Below are 17,489 nucleotides of genomic sequence, written 5' to 3' on the forward strand. Positions count from 1 at the left end.
CTTCAGCTGTCTCGCAGGGCTGTCGCATTCACGCTGCCAAGGGCGCGCTCGCTGATGCACGAGAAGCCAGCGCGTTGGACGCGGCCGTCTACTGGCTTAGGCGGCATCTGCATCGCGAACTACGGCGACGACCTCGTCCGCGATCTCAGCGATCGTACTCACCGCCGTGGTCCGAGCGATCTTGTCAGCGAGAGACGGAGAGTTGGCCTCGACTTCGTCCTTGGAAATCTCGTGCCAGATCGGCAGCATGCGCTGCTTCCCGGCCACGGACAAACCGACGATCCCGTCGAGCTCATACTGGGGCCACCCCTTCGCAAAAAACGACTTCGAGAAGATGACCACTCCGAATGACGAGTGCGCGAGCCCGTAGTCGATCTTGCGACGAAGGCTGTCCCCGATGCGCAGTTCGCCCTTGTCTAGCCACACTTTCAGACCTCGCGCCGTGAGCGCGTCGTAAAGCGGGAGTGCCACGGCCTGCTTGTCCTCTCCAGCATGCGAGATGAAGACGTCCCACGTCTGCCCTGTGTCGTCAGGAGTCAGATGAGTCGGCGGCTCGTTTCGGATGCCGATGAGGGGTGACTGGGATGCGCGTGCCACGGGGAGAGCTGGCGGCTCGACCGCCACGCTGGAGCGGACTTGTGTTGCTCGTAGCCCCGCGAGATCGACCGTAAGGTACCAGTGCCCCGTTGACGGAACCGCGATACGCATAGGCGATCGGTTCGCGAGCCCGCCGCGGTACTGGTGGCGGCGACCGCTCCGATAGCTATTGAAATTGGAGCTATCCATGAGCCGCACATTGGCTCCCGTGCTCAACGTGACGACTACGGTCGCCCCTTCATCGAGGCGTCCTAAGTCGTACTTTGTGAAGTTCATTTGGTCAGCCGTTCCTGTGGCGCGACCACCGAGCCACAAGAACATTGAACCTCACACCTCCGACACTGCTGCGTGTGCCGCAGTCGAGTCCGGTTCACCCCGTCATCTGAGCGAGTCGCCAAGGGGCTGTCGATTCACTGTCGGCAGGACGCGATCCCGCAACTCGATGAAGACGCTCGAAGTTTCAGTTACGTGTCGAAGTGTGGTTTGAGCACTTCGGCCGATTCGACCGAGCGCAGGCCTACAGGCAATCGCTCCATTGCGCGATTATCCTGGTCGCGCGTGAGGAGGCTGTACAACGCCTCCGCAGCGCCGCGAGCCACGGTTTCGACAGCAGGGTCAACGGGGGCGGTGAGAACTTCCTCCTGGAACGCCGCCCAGTCCGGTTCTCGCTGCGATACGTCCAGTTTCGAGTTAGGGGTCCTTAACACGCGCGCGAGCGTCTTCGCTCGCAGACCGAGCTGCATCTCATCCGCAATGTCAGGGACATGCTCTTGCAGAGCAAGGACTGTAGCACGAGAAGCAACAGACTCGCCATCCAGAGCCTTTTGAATGTCGGCCGCTACTTCCGCCGCCTGATCGTCGCTGAGGTCCGCATATCGCAGAAGGATTCGCGCGATCGAAAGTAGGTCCCGGGGCGTATGCTCCTGCAGACTGTGGGCCAACAACTTGGTTCGCCATCTCGGCAACGACCGCACCATACCGTCGTCAACAATCTCAAGGGCCAGCCTTGGTGATGCGGGAATGACGCTGCCCAGTCGCTCCGGAGACAACCGGTCGATCTCGCTGATGAGTTGCACAACGGCTGGCCGCGATCTTTTCAGGATGCTAGTCGCGAGGGTCACTTATCGGAACCGAACGCGAATACCGGTCTGTGGGGCGACTCGTCAGCGAAGCGCCCCGGAGCGCTCCGAGAGGGGCGCTCTTCTTGTGTCATGAGACGGTCGGAGGCTCCGTCGGCTTCTTCTTGCCATCTACAATCTCGATGCCGTTGTCGTTCATCGTTTTGATGAGCTGATCCGTAACGCGGTCCGCGAAGGCGATGCGCTTCTCTTGTGAATCGATGCCGCCAGTCGTTACGAGATCCGTCAGGCCGCGTAGACGCCGCAGTGCGTTGACGAGTTCTTGTTCAGACTGCACGTAATTGTTCATTCGGGGAGTCATGCTTGATTCCCCGAAGGGTGGGAACGTCAGCGAGATACATGCCGCTGAGTACTTCTGCACAGCCAGTTGGATGCTCTGAGGCATTACTAGACGAGCGCGGTTGAAGAGGACTGAGTGTTGCCCGATGAGTTCCGTGCTCTCATCGACCAGCTCGGGTAAGAACTCATCCAAGGGTGTGACTAGGCTTTTCTCAGCCAGCGTGCTGAACTTGCTACCGAGCGCGACGAACTCGGCAGTCAGTTCCACAAGTTCCTCGGTGAGGGCGTCGTTGCGCTCTCGGTCGCCTCGTCGCTTGTCGTTCGATCGCGTCCACAAGTACGAGAGGAACCCGCCGACGATCAGGAAGACCCCAGCGATCACCGGCACGCCCCACCACGGCGCTCCGTCGCCTCCACCCACTACTTGGATCAGCAGCGGGTCGGGCGAAGGGGTGGGAGGCATGAAGTCAATCTAGCGACCATGTCGATACAGTGCTCTTGTGACTGACAACACCTCCGATGACCACCACAGAGCGCGCATCGCCAAGGAAGCGAGTGAGGGCGTCAAGCTCATTCGTCGCAGTGGACAGTTCTACGTCCGGATCAACGGAGAGCTGATCAAGGTCAACCCCGCGGCTCAAGAGGTGAATGGGCATCGGTTTAGCTTCCGGAGGCGTCGAGATGCAGGTGGCGCAGCACGCGCGAAAGTGCCCGCGCCGACCCATGAGAACACTCTTCGCGTCGTGGAAGGGCGCATGTACATCGCGTCATCGGACACTGCCGAAGTCCTCAACGTGATCGCGGTATCGCGAGTTCATGCGAGGTCTAGGCGTACGACGGGTCGAGATCACTGGGGCGGAGCCAGGTTCGGTATGGGTGAAGTTCAAACAGTGGACTAAGGCGGTCGCCGACAAGAGGAAGGTTCCTGTCGCGGCCACACAACTCGTCGGCCTGGTTGAAGGTGCGACGACTGAGAAGTTCCAGGCTGACAACACCGCGACTCACGCCGGGTCTATCGCCAACCTGGCGGACAAGACCAAGCACCTGAAGTCCTTCTCCTTCGATTCCGAGCCTCTGCAGTACGTGCAATGGCAGGACGAGAATGGCGAAATGCACGCGCGAGCCCGCGTTGTGAACTCCAAGGACATCGCATCGAACCGGCTCGACGATGAGGTCGTAAAGGATCCGAAGAAGATGCTGGACCGGTTGGATGAGGCTCCCGACGTGATCAGGCCCAAGCTTGAAGGCTAGCGCTTTAGAATCATAAGAGGAGCTGAAAACCCGGTCCTGTGCGCAGGCTGCAGGAACCTCCAAGCCACTGGCTCGGAATAGGACTACCCACCGGCCGCTCTGAGCTGGGTTCGAGGCGGTGGGCCGCCCTAGGACGGCCCGCCGCCTCCGGCGATTCTCCAGGCGTCACGCTCTGCGCTGGTGTGTGTGCTCGAAACAAGTCGGGCGAGCCTGGGCGCCCAGTCAATATACCTCGAGCATTCGCTTCCGCTCGAGCGCGGCGTAAAGATCGAAGGACTCCCAGTCAACGTTCCATCGTCGAGATTTCGCGACTAGACGATCCACTGTTGCCGCCGCAGTAACCGTCACAGCGTACCGTGCGCAGATCTCCTCCCGGATGGATCGAGGAACAAACGGGCAGGTGAGCACATTCAGGTTGAGCAGCGAGAGCTCCCCGTCGATCAGTGACCGCTCCTGCATCTGGAGGATCCATCTTTCGCACGCTTGGCGTAGCTCCGGGTAGGCCTTCGAGCGTTTCATATGCAATAGGAGACTGAACAGTAGCAACACATTCATCGTCGACGGCTCACGGAGCTTGCCTCCTGATCTGGTGAATCCGCAGAGATCTGCGAGTTCACCCTCTCGGATCGCGTAGTTCGCGCCCAAGTCCGAGACGCAGTCGATGAGTGTCGCTGTCACCGCATCAGGGCTCATCGATCCCTTCGACCGCCGAAGTTGCTGCATCAGCTCGTCGCGGACGCGCATCTCGACCCGCTCGCGATCATGAGCAGGCACGCCCTCCGAACGTGCATATCGGAGCAACGTGCTACAAACTCGAGCCACTTTGACGGCAGGGCTCATTCGGGGAGCGCCGGAGTAGACGAAGAACACGAAGTCCGTCAACGCGAGCAGACTTGAGGTGATCGCGCGATGGTGCTTAGACAGTTGTTGGCTAAAGAGCTCGACACTGCCTAGGTCCTCTCCTGATCTGCGCAGGATCTTCTCGAACGAGCGCTCGACTCGCGCTAGGGCATAGTTTGCTAACTCGAAGTGACTGACGCCGGTGTCCAGCAGAATCGCCTTGTACCCCACGATCAGATCGCCCGCATCGACGTATGGGCGACTCACGGCGACACCACCGCGGTCTCGATCGCGCGGCTTGGTCGCTTCCCGTATGAGCTGGCGAGCTCGCTTCTTTGCGATAGTCAGTGGCGACAGCCACGGCGTGAGCTCTCCCTCCTCCTTCGCGGCGTTCAAATGCAGTTTGTACTTGCGCAAGCTCCTAGACAACGCGTCGACCACGAACGGACGTCTACTTTCGTCCGCGAGGAAAATGAAGTAGTCATCAACGTAACGCAGTACCTCGTAGTCCTCACCGAACTTCATTCCCAGTCGGTCAAGCTGCTCCGCAAGCTCGAGATCTACCGCTTGAAGAATGACCTCTGCGAACAGCCGCGATACTTCAGAACCGATCGTGATGCCGCTCGTCTCACTGTGGTTCAGTCGTTGCATGAGCTTGTCGAAGGCGCCACCGAACGTGCGATCGAGATGCGGGCCAAGATTGGCCTTCACTACATCGTGACCGTGGGCCGCCCATGCAATCGAATGGGTGTAGATACTGTCGAAACACTTCGCAACATCAACCTTGACGAGATATCCAAACCGGCGCTCACAGGATCGGTACTCGGAGGAGTCATAGAACTTGTAGACATTCGAGTATCGCTGGTACGTGAAGTACGAGCGCAGCCATTCGTACTCGTGGTCGTCGTGTTCGATGCTGTCGCGTGTTCGCCGTTGATAGGCGAAGAGCGAGTCCCGCACGACGACGTATGGCGCGACTCGCGCCGGCCGCCTTAGGGAGAACCGGCTTTTGGATGTGTGGTAGAGGATGAGATCCTCGAACCTCTCGTAGAAGTGCGCGATGTCCAACTGCGCCATAGGGTGCGGCACCGTCAGTGTGCGGTAGTCATTCTTCCGATGACGGACCGTGTACTGGAAAGGGATCGTGGAGACCGCCCCCTGGTCCGCAGGGAGATTGAGAGCAGTGCGCGTTCTAGAAGTGCTACCCGCAGGGAAGGAGACTGCCCTGCCGAGAATAACTCCGAGGATCACTTCTGATGTCTCGTCGAGCAGCTTCGCATGGACTGTTTCTGTTCCGAGGCGCACATCAGCATCACGAAGAAAGTCGTACAGGCCACGGTTGCTGAATGACGGCGGGAGTTCGTAGGGCAGAACGTCGCTCAGCACCACCCGCGCAGGGTGCTTCCGAAGAGATTGCCGACGCTTAGGCACGCCATGCCCCCTTCAGTCGAGTCATGCGCTGCATGGACCATCGGTGAATCGTTCGCCGACTGAATCCATCAGTGAAAGACAGGGCCGCGATCTTCCGATCGAGGCCGGGAGGCAACGGAGACTGCGAGGCTCGGTGCTGAAGATAGCGGTCCAACCCGGCGAGAGACTTCAGATCGGTTAGGTGCGGATTCGAGAAGTAGATCCCAACTAGCGCGTTCCGCTTGTTGTGAGAAAGGCGAGTGTTCGCCGTCAGAAAGCGAAGCCTGTCGAGGAGGAGGCTTCGCCGTCCGTGGTTGGCAGGATTGGCGCGATCCCACGCGGAGAAGGTCCTGTCGACGCGAGTCCGGATGGTCTTGTAGCGATCATCGGTGAGCCTCACCACCGGGCCACCCCTGCCTCGATACTCGATCTCATAACCCAGGAACTCGATTTTCCCGAGCGAGTTGTCGACAAGTTCCCGATGCAAGGTCTTCGCCGGGTTCAGAGCAAGACCGAGTCGCTGAAGCTCAGTTTCGATCTCCGCAATCACAGCGCCCGGTGCCACCGCGCCCTCACTTTCCTCCGCGCGCACCAAAACGATGTCGTCAACGTAGCGCGCGAAATAAAGTGTGCCGCGAGTGTCCCGCAGAGCGCGATCAGCTTGAGCTATGTACAGCTCGGCTAGCTTCGCGCTCAGACCCACCCCTGCGGGGAGGCCCCTTGCGTTCCCGGTGAGGGTCTCCATCTCGGATAGCAACCTGTCGATCAGCCGCCGGCACGATGGACTTAGCGCTGTTGTGTCGAGGTGAGAACGGAGCCGTCGATGATCGATGCTGTCGTAGAAGTCCTTGACATCAGCCCTAACGACGATCTTCGGTACGTTGTTATCGATCGTTCGAATCAGTCCCGCGACGATCGATTGGCGTCCTCGCGGGCGGCTCAGTAGCGTTGATCCGACGACGCGTTGAAGGTGCTTATCCGCGAAGAATGCCTCGGGGGTCTCCGCGATCGAGTAGGTCTGACGCTTCCCACCAATCAAATGGCCGCGGTCCAAACCCCACGCGAACGCGCCGGACTCGACGCTTCCAGTAAGTATCTCGCTAGTTGCAGCCAGTGATGCTTCCAGCAAGTCCTCGGCGGCCTGACGGTCTGCACGGGCAACGGATTCCGGAGCCAGCTCAGGTGGCCCGATGTACGGCACCGTTCCCTTTCGCGCTGCCCGAGCACGATGGCGCGAGTCACGCGCCAGATCGTAGGCGCGGCGAACGTCAGGGTACAGATTGAGGCGGTCGCGCCCACGCCGCGCTTCCAAGTCCCAGATCCTGCGCAAATTCTTCGGCGAGAAGCTCTGATCCAATCCCAACCCTCCTCCCGTGAGCCTATCGACCCTTTGCTGGCGCGTCCGCGACCAGCGCCGACAGCGGACGGGGCCGAGACCGCCGCACGGCTGAGCACCACCTTAACGATGAAACCATCGACTGACTCGATCCCAGGTTCGTTCCTACCGGGCGCTGTTGGAACTGGACAGTCGCCAAGCACAGCGATACGGGACACCATGAGATCTCCTCCGTCGAGGTCGTCTCCGCAGTGTTGCGTCGTTCGATCGGGCTGCGTCACCTTGCGCGCTCAACAAGGCCTTCACGCCGCACCCGTCGATCGGATGTCCCGAAGCGCTGTGCACCAGTTAGCAGACCTGGCCGCGCGACTCAGCGTGGGCGGGGCGACCGGTTTCGATTCTTCGCAGCCGGCGGAAGCAGCGATTGCAGAGCGGACGCGGGGCGCAGCCGCTGAAGCGACGCTGCCGCCGACGGATTCAGCGTCTCGGTCTCCCCTTCGTAGTAAAGAGCGATCAACTCGCGGCTCACCTCGTCATAGGCGAATGCGGCCACCCGCGGGATGTTCAGTTGGTGGCCCTTAGCCTTCATGTAGTTCCGGATGTGCGTCTCCCAAGCCGCCAAGGAGATTCCGGCGGGCTTGACCGCCCATACCAGCACCCAGCCTTCCTCGACGTTGACACTTCCGGTGACCGGAACGGTCAGGCTACGTCCGCGACCTTCCGGGTCAGGATTATTGAGCAGGTCCTTTGCATGCCGCGCGAACTTCTCTTGCGCCGCCTCGTTTCCGGAAAGCAGTGTCGCCCCGACACTTAGCCAACCGAAGCTCTGTCGGTCGTGCAGCTCGTCGATAAGGTCAACGATGCTCGTCGTCGGCATCGACGGCTTCGGTGCACGGGGGCTGGCATCGCGGGTGAGATGCCACTGATCGAGGGCATCCGTCCGGCTCGTGATGAACGCCGGTACCTGCTGCCGGAAGCGACGCAGCTCACCCGTGGTGGGGTCCGGCATGAATGGAAACGCATCCTTGACCAAGGCCGGGTCGGGCGCCACCCACAATCCAGTTTCGTAGAAGTAGAGAAACAGGTCGAGTTCGTCAGGCGCCATGAACATCATCGTCGTCATCGGGTCGCGCCTGCGCCGCAAATAAAGGAGGAACTCTGCTGGCCGGTCCACCAGCTCCGCGATCAGCTCGAGATCGTGCAGCGAGACCGTCCAGGGGACGTTCTCCAGATCGATGAGCCCGGCCTCAAGGAGATCCGCGGTCGCCGTGAACACGGCCGGGATGTCGTCAAGGCTGACAGCAATCGTGTGGATCTCGCGAATATGAGTGAGATCCACCCATCCCTCTCCCTCGATGCGTAGCCCGCCGTCATCGACGATCCCTGAACGCACGCGCCCCGCCTGATTCGCTGCGCTCGTGATGATGCGCCGCAAATCACCAAGCTGGCGCGATGTCTTCCCTCCCCGTGACAGGGCACTGAACGCAACCGCCTTGTCCTCGATGACGAAGGCCACGTCATCGATAAGAACCAGATGATCGCACTCCACCCGCTTGGTATACGCATCAACCGAACGAGTCGCCTTCTCCGCCTCCGTTGCAGGGACGAAGAACTCGAACCCGTTCCGGTAGGTCGCCGTCGGAAGAATCATCTTCACCGCGCGAAGCACCCGCTCCTCCAGGACCTCTCCGCGGTGCTTCGCATACGCGTCCCATTCGGCCTTCTGCGTTTTCAGGTAGTCCTCAAGCCTCTCCCTCAACGCCGGTGCTGTGTGTCCGTCGTGTAGCAGCATCACCCGACCCGCATCGCCTGGAAGCAACGGGTGACGCCGCCACGGGTTGTCCCCCTGAACGAACTTCTCTGCGGCCTCCAACGCCGTCATCCCGGACGCATCAAGAGTGAAGAAGGCGACCACCCGTTCGACACGCTCCATTGGGAGGCCCGTCTCCGCGAAAAGCTCATCGATGCCGACCGTGCAGTCATCCGCAGACGGTTCAAACATCGACATCAGCACAGTCACAGCCTGCTTGGTCATCGATGCGACATCGTCGCCGGGCGCGCCCGCAGGCTCTGACAGGGATCTAGCGAACTGCTGCCCCCGCTTGTTTAGCTTGCGGGCCTGAATCGAATGACAGGCATTTAAGACACTTAGCGCCTCAGCGGCACTGAACCCCAACCCCTTCTCCAGCGCAACGCGAACCCCCCGGTTGCTATCAAGCAGCTCGACCGCCGTCGCCTGCAACACGTCTGCGTACGAGGAGTTGCGCATCGCGACCTCTGACCCCTGCACACTGAGCGATAGCCACCCCAGTGGTGCGTCCGGGCCAGCGGCGACCAGCGTCCGGAACCAGCCCAGGTTCGTGATCTCTTCCAGAATCGGCCAGGCGTCCTGCACCACCCCGCTCATCTCATTCGGCTCAGCAGGTGGAACATCCACTTCATCCGTACTGCGACCCGCGATCGCCAACAGCACGAGCAACTCGACCTGCCACGCGCCGCCGTCCGGGCTCGCGACAACCTGCCCCGCCTGAGATAAGGGAAAGTACGCCAGCCTGGCGGTTTCTGCCAACCTCGCCGGCGTGAAACGCGAGCCCATTGCCGCAAGCTCACTTACACGTTCAGCGAACCTGGTACTCACGTTCGCCGCGAAATCGCCCTCAGCACTGAGTTCAGCAAACAGCGACTGCACCGTATCCGAGGACTGCACCACAAAATCCGCATAAGGATCCGACGGCGCTGCGGCGTCCCCGTGAGGCAAATGCCGCCGCCTCTTCGCACGCGCCTTCAAACGCTTCGACTTCGATGCCATGCCTCATCGAACCACACGCCTCCGACATGCCAGCCACCTCGCAGTTGCTGTCCGCTTCGGCGCTCTGAGCGCCCCGATGCCGATCAGTTCATGGGCGGGCGAGTGCGTCGTTGAGATTCGGATCATCGGGCCCTCGGCGTATGTGAGCGGCGACAGCAGCGACCTGCACTTTTGTGCTCAATCACTATGTGACCAGAGAGATGCAGATCTGGGGTCGATCTTCCTCGCAAGATCTGTCGGGTTTCCTCAGCGGCGCCTTCGCACGCCCTCGTCATCGCGCGCGACATCACCTCGGACGTTTCAGAACTGTCGGAGGCTGCGAGTACAGTCTGACCCGTGAACGAATCGCTCGGCCAGCGTCATGTACGCGGGGTAATCGAAAGCGTCACCGGACGCGCGAATGGTCGGGGTGTCCCTGAGGTCAGCGAAGCCGTTCTTCGGCTAGAGGATGGGTCGACGCTCGAGGTGCGTATGCCTCGGCCAGTGGGGACAGAGCGGAAGTTTCAGGCACTCCCTGTCGCGTTCGATTTTGTCGACTTTGGTGTTTGCCCGATCTGCCTCGCGCCGGAGCCGCGAAGCCGGGAGCATGTGCCTCCCCACTCGGTTGGCGGCAGCGTGATCACGATGAGCTGCGAAACATGCAACAACGAGTTCGGCAGCAAGTACGAGCCGCACCTACGCAATTGGTATGAGAACACGATCGGGAAAGTACGACTGTCAGGCAAGTCCGTTCCCGGCGGCCGCAGCGTTGGCGAGTACCTACTACGCGAGAACGCATCCGGTGGTTTTGTTCTCTTCCAACACGGGAAACACGACCCGGCGGTCTCTCAGATCTTACGAGAACAGGGGTTCGAGATGAGCTACGAGGTTGTCGACACAACCCGTTCGCACATCGCAGCGGTCAAGACTACCTATTTGGCCAGCTGCGTTGCGCTGCGCGCAATTCCGCAGACACCCCGCGCTGATGCGTTGCGAGCTGAGCTCCTCGCCGCCCGAGACGTGCCCCGTAACCAGAGAGCTGAGCTCGGCGACGTGGCAAGGTCCATCAAAGTCGCACGCTCCGCACACGAAGCAAACCCTGGGGAGATCGTCCTGATGGCCGCCGCGGATGAACAACCGGAATCCGCGATGGTGATCAGCTTCAATCGCGTGTTCGCCGTAGATTGGCCGCTCGACCCAATCACTGGATTCACAAGGCGTGTGGTCTGATATCGACTCGCAGAGAGTGATCTGAAGCAGCGCCCGTGCTGATCAACGCCACCGCTCTCGTTCGAGGATCCTGACGATGCGGCCAGGGCTGGCTCCGCGAAGCAACCATTCGATGGGTGACTGCCGCTTGCCTCGATGAATCAAGTCGTCCTTCGGCACGGTCATGAATCCCTCGAGGCTCGCGGGATTCCAGTCTTCGATCAACGACGCGACGACATGAGCGAGATGTGGCAGTAGCCGGTCGTTTGTCTTGTCGGTGAACTGCCAGCGTGGGTACACCGTAACCTCACACACCTCGAACCCGTACACCTCGCCGTCGCGCCCACGGCGCCGCAGCTCGTCAAGCTGAATCCCGAGACGCCTCGCAGCTTCAGATTTCCGGTAAGACGTGGCGACGGTCTCCAAGCGAGTGACGTTCTCCTACTCGCGCAGTTCTCCGCGAGCGACGCGCTCTTCCGCTTCCGCCATCTCCTCGGCAGTGAAGTCGCCTGTCTTGATGAGGTAAGCCCGCACATCCGGAGACATTGGCGGTGACGACGATCGAATCCGAGTCAAAAGGCGAACCGCTTCCGAGCGAAGGGCATGGAGAATCTCTTGGTCGCAGTCTTCGACGCCGACGAGCGTGAGCAGGTGCTCGACGGCGGCGGCTAGCGTGAACGGCTACTCCAGGTGCGGCATGCGAGTCCTCCTGAGTGAGACGCGAACCGATAGAGCGATCGTAAGCCCGACCTACGCGGCACAGTCTGACCCGAGGAGGCAAAGGTGCGCTCGACGCTTAGAGCATGGGCTAAGAGGGTTCACGCCCAGCGAACACTGGATCCGTCAAGAGGGCTCAATTCCAGCAACGTCCAGTCTGCAGCGCTCGGCGGATATCGCCGAGGGTGCCACGTCGACCGTCTCCCGCTTCGGCTCCCATCATGAATGGGATGATCCCGAGCCTCCGAAATTCCGTGATCAAACCGTTGCTTTCGTTACCTCGCCGTTATACAGTGATCCCACGGTGAATGTTTGCTGTGGCACTCACCGGATGTGATTGCAGGACACTCTTGGTGCAAGGGACAAGGGCCGGTCGGGAGCCTCTCCGACCGGCCCTGACTGCGTCTGCGGTCGCCCGGTATCCTGTGACGATGACCGATCGCCACCTCGCCCTCGCCGCATGGGAGAGCCTGTTCCGTGCGCAGCACGAGGTGTTCCACGACATGCTCGCCGACTTCGAGGGCAGCGACCTCGGGCAGGCCGAGTACGACGTGCTCCTCACGGTCACGCGCGCCCCCGAGATGACCGCGCGTCTGCGCGACATCACGGCAAACATGCTGATCAGTCAGCCCAGCGTCTCGCGGCTCGTCGACCGCATGGTCACCCGCGGACTCGTCGAGAAGTGCCCCGATCCCGAAGACGGCCGCGGGTCGCTCATCCGCGCGACGGACGCCGGAGTCCGGGCCTTCCGCGCCGTCGCCACCGTGCACGGCCGATCGATCGCCCAGCGCATGTCGGCCCTCGACGACGACGAGCTCCGCACCCTGCAGTCGCTCACGCAGAAGCTGCGACGCCCCGCCTCCTGACCCCCGCCGCCCTCTGACGGCACCCCGTTCGACGGCATCCGCGCGCTCGATCTGGCAGGGTGGTGCTGAGTCCCGCACGCCGTGGGACGTCGGACCGCCCCCTCGGGGGGAACCAGGGAGGTCATCCATGGAGATCGCCGGAATCGTCGGCATCCTCGTCATCGTCGGCATCGGACTCGCTGTCGCACTCGTCCTGCTGCTGATCCTGCTGCTGTTCGCCCGCAGCTGGATCAAGGTCGCGCGCGCCGACGAGGCCCTCGTCATCTCAGGACGCAAGCAGAAGGTGCAGCGCACCATCGCCACCGTCGGCCCCGACGGCACGACGTCGACGCGTCCGGAGATCGAGGAGTCTCCCGTCACGGTCATCGTCAACGGCAAGTCGCTCGTGAATCCGATCACCCAGCGGCACGAGATCATCTCCCTGCGCTCACGTCAGGTCTCGCTCAACGCCGAGGCGCAGTCCCTCGACAACGTCACCCTCAACGTCGACGGCGTCGCGATCGTGAAGATCGGCTCGGACCCCGTGTACGTGCGCCGCGCCGCCGAGCGCTTCGCCTCGCAGGACAAGGCCATCGAGCAGTTCACCACCGAGCAGCTCGAGGGTGCGCTCCGCGGCATCGTCGCCACGCTCTCGGTCGTCGAGCTCATGCGCGAGCGCAAGAAGTTCTCCGACCAGATCGCGGCCGACGTCTCGCAGGAGCTGGCCGAACAGGGCCTCATCCTCGACTCGTTCCAGATCAAGGGCATCACCGACAAGGTCGGCTACATCCAGTCCCTCGGCGCCCCCGAGATCCAGGCGAAGCGCCAGGCCGCCGAGATCTCTCAGACCAACGCCGACCGCGCGATCAACCAGAAGTTCATCGCCAACCAGGAGGCGAACCTGATCGAGCAGACCGCGCTCGACACCAACACCGCCAACGCCAACGCCGGCATCGGCCGCGCCCGTGCCGAGGCCGAGCAGGCCGAGCAGCTCGCGCGCGCCCAGGCCGAGCAGGCCGTGCTCCAGCAGCAGGCCGAGAACAAGCAGGCGCAGCTCGACGCCGACGTCAAGCGCGTCGCCGACGCGCAGCGCTATGAGGCCGAGACCCGCGCCCAGGCCGAGCTCTACACGCGCGAGCGCGCCGCCGAGGCCGCCGCGATCGAGCAGGTCAAGCAGGCAGAGGCCCGCACGCGCATCGCCGAGCAGCAGGCCCAGGCCGACAAGGCGCGCGCCGACGGTGAAGCTGCGGCGGCCGTCGCCCGGGCGACCGGTGAGGCCGACGCCCTGCGTTCGCAGGCCGAGGCCGAGTCCGAGGCGCGGCGCCTGCGCGCGAGCGCCGAGGCCGACGCGATCCGCGCCGAGGGTGAAGCGCGCGCCGCGGCGGTGGAGGCCGAGGCCAAGGCCATCGCGTCGAACCAGGAGGCGTTCCTGTCGCAGCGCGTGCTCGAGGTGCTGCCCTCCGTCATGTCGGAGTTCGCGAAGGGCTACTCGGCGATCGGCAACGTCTCGATCATCGGGGGCTCGGGAGACGACGGCGCCTCGCAGGTCGTAGGCGCCGACAGCGCGAAGGCGCTCCGCTCGGTCTTCGACAGCGTGCACTCGGCGACCGGGCTCGACCTGGCCGGCATCATCCAGGGTCAGGCCGTCGGCCGCGGCATCGGCGCCGGCATGGCCGAGAACACGGCGGCCGCGCCGGCCACGCCGCCCGCACCGCGTGTGCCGAACCCGACCACTCCCCCGCCGCCCGCAGCCGACGCGGAGTAGTCGACCACTCCCGGATGCCGCGGCCGACCTCGGTCGCGGCATCCGTCGTCATCGGGTGCGGCGACGCAGTGTCAGCGAGGCGAGGATCAGCGCCCCCACCGCGAACGCGACCACGATGAGCAGCGGACCGAAGACGTCCCACCCCTCGTCGCCGGCAGCCACCGCATCGATCGCATCGATCGCGTGGCTCAGCGGCAGCCAGTCGGAGATCGCGTACAGCACATCGGGCATCTGATCCCGGGGCATGAACAGCCCGCCGAGGATGATCTGCGGGAACACCAGCAGCGGCATGAACTGCACCGCCTGGAACTCCGTCTGCGCGAAGGCGCTCGCGAGCAGCCCGAGCGCGGTGCCGAGCAGCGCGTCGACGACGGCGACGAGTCCCAGCTGCCAGAGCGGTCCGTCGACGTCGAGTCCGCACACCCCGACGGCGAACGACACCGTGACCACCGCCTGCAGCAGCGCCATGATGCCGAAGGCGAGCGCGTACCCGAGGATGAAGTCGGCTTTGCCGAGCGGCGACGTCATGAGCCGTTCGAGCGTTCCCGACCGGCGTTCGCGCAGGGTCGTGATCGAGGTGATGAGGAACATCACGATGAACGGGAACAGCGCCAGGATCGCCCCGCCGTACTGATCGAACACACCCTCCTGTCCGCTGAAGAGCCAGGCGAACAGCCCGACGAGCAGGCTCGGCGCGACGAGCATCAGCGCGATGGACCGGGGGTCGTGGCGCAGCTGGTTCAGCACACGGCCGGCCGTCGCCAGGGTGCGCCGGCCGTTCATGATCCGGCCTCCTCGTGATGCCCGTGCCGCGTGCGTCGCGACCGGCGGGTATCCGAACGGTGGATGCCGGCATCCGCTCGATCCCGCTCGATCAGCGCGAGGAACGCGGCGTCGGGGTCGGTGGCGCCCGTCTCGTCGAGCAGGCCCTGCGGGGTGGTGTCGGCGATGATGCGGCCGTCGCGCATCAGGAGGAGCCGGTCGCAGCGGAGCGCCTCGTCCATGACGTGACTCGACACGACGAGCGTGACCCCGCGGTCGGCGAGCGCGCGCAACAGCGTCCACAGCTCGGCCCGCAGCTCCGGGTCGAGGCCGACCGTGGGCTCATCGAGCACCACGAGCTCCGGCGACCCGAGCAGGGCGATGCCGAGCGACACCCGGTTGAGCTGACCTCCGCTGAGCGACTCGACGAGCTGCCCCGACTGCGCGGTCAGCCCGACCTCCTCGAGCACACGATCCGCGTCGCCCGCGGGCGCCTGCAGCAGGGCGGCGAAGTACGCGAGGTTCTGCCGCACCGTGAGGTCGGCGTAGACGGCGGCCCCCTGCGTGCCGTAGGCGACGCGGCGCCTCAGTCGGGGCGAGCCGCCCGGCTCCCCGAGCACCGTCACCCGGCCCGCGTCGATGCGCTGCACGCCGACGATCGACCGCATCAGCGTCGTCTTGCCGCAGCCCGAGGGTCCCAGCAGGCCCGTGATCTGCCCGCGTGGCACGATCAGGTCGATCCCGTCGAAGACCGAGACCTTCCCGCGTCGCACACGGAGCTGCGAGATCTCGACCACGGCATCGTCGCTCATGGGGTGATTATGCTCCTCGCGCGCCGCCGACCGGCCCCCATTCGTACGAGCCACCCCCTGATGTGCCGTCCGCACGGGGGTGGTTCGTGCAGAAGGGGGTGGCTCGGCGACGGCGGGCGGTCAGCACTCGATGACGTTCACCGCGAGACCGCCCTCGCTCGTCTCCTTGTACTTCGTCGACATGTCGAGACCGGTCTGGCGCATGGTCTCGACGACCGCGTCGAGCGAGACGTAGTGGCTGCCGTCGCCGCGCAGCGCGAGTCGTGCCGCCGTCACCGCCGTCGACGCGGCGATCGCGTTGCGCTCGATGCAGGGGATCTGCACGAGCCCGCCGATCGGGTCGCACGTGAGCCCGAGGTGGTGCTCCATCGCGATCTCGGCGGCGTTCTCGATCTGCCGGTTCGTGCCGCCCATGACCGCGGTGAGCCCGCCGGCGGCCATGGCGCAGGCCGACCCGACCTCGGCCTGGCAGCCGCCCTCGGCGCCCGAGATCGATGCGTTCGCCTTGAACAGCGAGCCGAGCGCGGTGGCGGTCAGCAGGAAACGGCGGATGCCGCGGCGACGGTTCGCCTCGGCCGTCTGCTCCGCGTCGAGGCCCGCGCCGAGGGAGAGCGCGAGTGCACCGGCATCCGGTCCGAAGCCGAGCAGGGCGCTGCCGACCAGCTCGCCGTACGGCGTGACGGCGTTGCCCGCGCCGAGCCCGGAGTCGGCGAGGAACCGCCACCAGTACATGGCGACGGCGGGGAGGATGCCGGCGGCACCGTTCGTCGGGGCGGTGACGACCCGTCCGCCCGCCGCGTTCTCCTCGTTCACGGCGAGCGCGAACGCACCGAGCCATTCGCCGGGGAGCTCGCGGTGCCCATCGGCCTCCGCCGCCTCCAGCTGCCCGCGGATCACTCCGGCCCGCCGCTTCACCTTGAGCATGCCGGGGAGTATGCCGTCGGCGTGCAGCCCCGCGTCGACGCAGGTCGCCATCGCCTCCCAGATCGCGTCGAGGCCCGCGGCGACCTCCTCCTCGCTGCGGAGCGCGGTCTCGTTGAGACGCGCGAGTTCGGCGATGGACAGTCCGTGCTCATCGCAGAGGGCGAGGAGCGAGGCGGCGTCGGTGTACGCGTACGGGAAACCGGCCGTGGCGAGCGGCGCCTCCTCCCCCTCGCGCCGGATGAACCCTCCGCCGACCGAGTAGTAGGTGTGTTCGGCGACGACGGTGCCGTCGGCCGTGCGCGCGCTGAGGGTGAGGGCGTTCGGATGCCCGGGCAGGCGGGTGCGCGGGGCGAAGACGATATCGTCCTTCGCGAAGGCCACGCCGTGCGATCCGTTCAGGAGCAGCGGCTGCCCGGCCGGGTAGTCGGTCCAGGCCGACCGGACGGCGGCGGGATCGCAGCTCTCGGGCGAGAGTCCGCGAAGACCCGCGACGACGGCATCCGGGGTGCCATGCCCGATGCCGGTCGCTCCGAGGGACCCGTAGAGGACGCACCCGACGCGCTCGGCGCGGGCCAGGGCGCCGTCGGCATCCAGGCGCCGGACGAAGTCCAGCGCCGCGCGCATGGGTCCGACCGTGTGCGAGCTCGACGGCCCCACTCCGATGGAGAAGAGGTCGAAGGCCGAGACGTACGCAGTCACTCTTCCAGGCTACGCCGCCTCGGGGACTTTCGGTTCACTCTCGTTAACCGGCGCTCGGATGACCGGCGCGTGCTCGACCGATGGCCCCGCGGCGTCAACCCCCTTCGCGGACGACC

General features: G+C 64.1%; 14 protein-coding genes. 4 read left to right on the forward strand and 10 right to left on the reverse strand.

The window, feature by feature from the left end:
- Nucleotides 1-96 precede the first annotated feature (96 nt).
- The 3 genes from AB3M82_RS05115 to AB3M82_RS05125 all read right to left on the reverse strand — a co-directional run bounded on the left by AB3M82_RS05115 (nucleotide 97) and on the right by AB3M82_RS05125 (nucleotide 2,478).
- Nucleotides 97-873, reverse strand: coding sequence for a DUF1883 domain-containing protein (locus AB3M82_RS05115; protein ID WP_412956007.1), 777 nt, complete (start codon nucleotides 871-873; stop codon nucleotides 97-99).
- A 188-nt stretch (nucleotides 874-1,061) separates the two neighbouring features.
- Nucleotides 1,062-1,673 (reverse strand): hypothetical protein, encoded by a 612-nt coding sequence (locus AB3M82_RS05120; protein WP_412956008.1) that lies wholly within the window; start codon nucleotides 1,671-1,673, stop codon nucleotides 1,062-1,064.
- A 133-nt stretch (nucleotides 1,674-1,806) separates the two neighbouring features.
- Nucleotides 1,807-2,478, reverse strand: coding sequence for a hypothetical protein (locus tag AB3M82_RS05125; protein ID WP_412956009.1), 672 nt, complete (start codon nucleotides 2,476-2,478; stop codon nucleotides 1,807-1,809).
- A 413-nt stretch (nucleotides 2,479-2,891) separates the two neighbouring features.
- On the opposite strand from AB3M82_RS05125, the gene AB3M82_RS05130 reads away from it, so the two are divergent.
- Nucleotides 2,892-3,266, forward strand: a complete 375-nt coding sequence (locus tag AB3M82_RS05130; protein WP_412956010.1) for a hypothetical protein — start codon at nucleotides 2,892-2,894, stop codon at nucleotides 3,264-3,266.
- 222 nt (nucleotides 3,267-3,488) lie between these two features.
- On the opposite strand, the gene drt3b is transcribed toward AB3M82_RS05130, so the two are convergent.
- From drt3b to AB3M82_RS05145, 3 genes are all read right to left on the reverse strand, one after another.
- A complete protein-coding gene (drt3b, locus tag AB3M82_RS05135; protein ID WP_412956011.1) occupies nucleotides 3,489-5,495 on the reverse strand; it encodes an antiviral reverse transcriptase Drt3b in 2,007 nt (668 codons plus the stop codon).
- Between the two features lie 34 nt (nucleotides 5,496-5,529).
- Entirely contained in the window at nucleotides 5,530-6,873 is a 1,344-nt protein-coding gene (gene drt3a, locus AB3M82_RS05140) for an antiviral reverse transcriptase Drt3a (RefSeq protein ID WP_412956012.1), read from the reverse strand.
- Nucleotides 6,874-7,222: 349 nt separating this feature from the next.
- Nucleotides 7,223-9,661, reverse strand: coding sequence for a hypothetical protein (locus AB3M82_RS05145; protein ID WP_412956014.1), 2,439 nt, complete (start codon nucleotides 9,659-9,661; stop codon nucleotides 7,223-7,225).
- Between the two features lie 336 nt (nucleotides 9,662-9,997).
- Here AB3M82_RS05145 and AB3M82_RS05150 point away from each other — a divergent pair, with 336 nt between their 5' ends.
- The gene (locus AB3M82_RS05150) at nucleotides 9,998-10,870 is read left to right on the forward strand and encodes an HNH endonuclease (protein WP_412956015.1); all 873 of its coding nucleotides are present in this window, start codon (nucleotides 9,998-10,000) and stop codon (nucleotides 10,868-10,870) included.
- A 42-nt stretch (nucleotides 10,871-10,912) separates the two neighbouring features.
- On the opposite strand, the gene AB3M82_RS05155 is transcribed toward AB3M82_RS05150, so the two are convergent.
- On the reverse strand, nucleotides 10,913-11,275 hold the full coding sequence (locus AB3M82_RS05155; RefSeq protein WP_412956016.1) for a hypothetical protein: 363 nt from the start codon (nucleotides 11,273-11,275) through the stop codon (nucleotides 10,913-10,915).
- 722 nt (nucleotides 11,276-11,997) lie between these two features.
- Between AB3M82_RS05155 and AB3M82_RS05160 the strand changes: the two genes are divergently transcribed.
- The gene (locus tag AB3M82_RS05160; RefSeq protein ID WP_412956017.1) at nucleotides 11,998-12,432 is read left to right on the forward strand and encodes a MarR family winged helix-turn-helix transcriptional regulator; all 435 of its coding nucleotides are present in this window, start codon (nucleotides 11,998-12,000) and stop codon (nucleotides 12,430-12,432) included.
- Between the two features lie 127 nt (nucleotides 12,433-12,559).
- The gene (locus AB3M82_RS05165; RefSeq protein ID WP_412956018.1) at nucleotides 12,560-14,176 is read left to right on the forward strand and encodes an SPFH domain-containing protein; all 1,617 of its coding nucleotides are present in this window, start codon (nucleotides 12,560-12,562) and stop codon (nucleotides 14,174-14,176) included.
- A 48-nt stretch (nucleotides 14,177-14,224) separates the two neighbouring features.
- Here AB3M82_RS05165 and AB3M82_RS05170 read toward each other — a convergent pair whose 3' ends face one another.
- The 3 genes from AB3M82_RS05170 to AB3M82_RS05180 form a co-directional block, all read right to left on the reverse strand.
- A complete protein-coding gene (locus AB3M82_RS05170) occupies nucleotides 14,225-14,959 on the reverse strand; it encodes an ABC transporter permease (RefSeq protein ID WP_412956020.1) in 735 nt (244 codons plus the stop codon).
- On the reverse strand, nucleotides 14,956-15,750 hold the full coding sequence (locus AB3M82_RS05175; protein ID WP_412956021.1) for an ABC transporter ATP-binding protein: 795 nt from the start codon (nucleotides 15,748-15,750) through the stop codon (nucleotides 14,956-14,958). Before AB3M82_RS05175 ends, AB3M82_RS05170 begins: the two co-directional genes overlap by 4 nt.
- 120 nt (nucleotides 15,751-15,870) lie before the next feature.
- On the reverse strand, nucleotides 15,871-17,373 hold the full coding sequence (locus tag AB3M82_RS05180; RefSeq protein ID WP_412956022.1) for an L-serine ammonia-lyase, iron-sulfur-dependent, subunit alpha: 1,503 nt from the start codon (nucleotides 17,371-17,373) through the stop codon (nucleotides 15,871-15,873).
- Nucleotides 17,374-17,489 lie beyond the last annotated feature (116 nt).

The organism is Microbacterium californiense (assembly GCF_047246625.1).
GTDB lineage: Bacteria > Actinomycetota > Actinomycetes > Actinomycetales > Microbacteriaceae > Microbacterium.

Coding starts and splice junctions, on each gene's coding strand:
- AB3M82_RS05125 (WP_412956009.1), bottom strand. CDS start 2,478: ATGCCTCCCACCCCTTCGCCCGACCCGCTGCTGATCCAAGTAGTGGGT.
- AB3M82_RS05160 (WP_412956017.1), top strand. CDS start 11,998: ATGACCGATCGCCACCTCGCCCTCGCCGCATGGGAGAGCCTGTTCCGT.
- AB3M82_RS05145 (WP_412956014.1), bottom strand. CDS start 9,661: ATGGCATCGAAGTCGAAGCGTTTGAAGGCGCGTGCGAAGAGGCGGCGG.
- AB3M82_RS05115 (WP_412956007.1), bottom strand. CDS start 873: ATGAACTTCACAAAGTACGACTTAGGACGCCTCGATGAAGGGGCGACC.
- AB3M82_RS05170 (WP_412956020.1), bottom strand. CDS start 14,959: ATGAACGGCCGGCGCACCCTGGCGACGGCCGGCCGTGTGCTGAACCAG.
- AB3M82_RS05175 (WP_412956021.1), bottom strand. CDS start 15,750: ATGAGCGACGATGCCGTGGTCGAGATCTCGCAGCTCCGTGTGCGACGC.
- AB3M82_RS05165 (WP_412956018.1), top strand. CDS start 12,560: ATGGAGATCGCCGGAATCGTCGGCATCCTCGTCATCGTCGGCATCGGA.